Source organism: Polaromonas sp. P1_G2, assembly GCF_056405515.1.
Genome location: NZ_JBFUBY010001797.1, coordinates 1 through 355 on the forward strand (window position 1 = coordinate 1; position 355 = coordinate 355).

Sequence of the window (355 nt, forward strand, 5' to 3'; positions counted from 1 at the left end):
GTCCAAGGCGACAGAGGACGAGCTCGAAGCCAAGATCGAAGCGCAGAAAAAGAAGAAATAACGATTTCGGCGCCCTACAGGCACCGCTGATCAATCCGAAAGCCCGTTTCCGCGAGACGGGCTTTTCTTTTGCCCGGACTCTCTCCATATGCTCCGGGCATCCACTGACAGGGGTTTCGCATGCCGGATTTCGATTATGATCTGTTTGTCATCGGCGGAGGTTCGGGCGGCGTGCGTGCCGCGCGGGTGGCCGCCTCGCTCGGCAAGAAGGTGGCGATCGCCGAGGAATATCGTTTCGGCGGCACCTGCGTCATCCGCGGCTGCGTGCCGAAGAAGCTGCTGGTCTATGCATCGC

General features: G+C 60.0%; 1 protein-coding gene. It reads left to right on the forward strand.

The features are described from left to right. Positions 1–180 precede the first annotated feature (180 nt). Positions 181–355: FAD-dependent oxidoreductase (locus tag AC1D0P_RS32640; protein ID WP_477680508.1), on the forward strand; the 175-nt coding region annotated here is incomplete at its 3' end.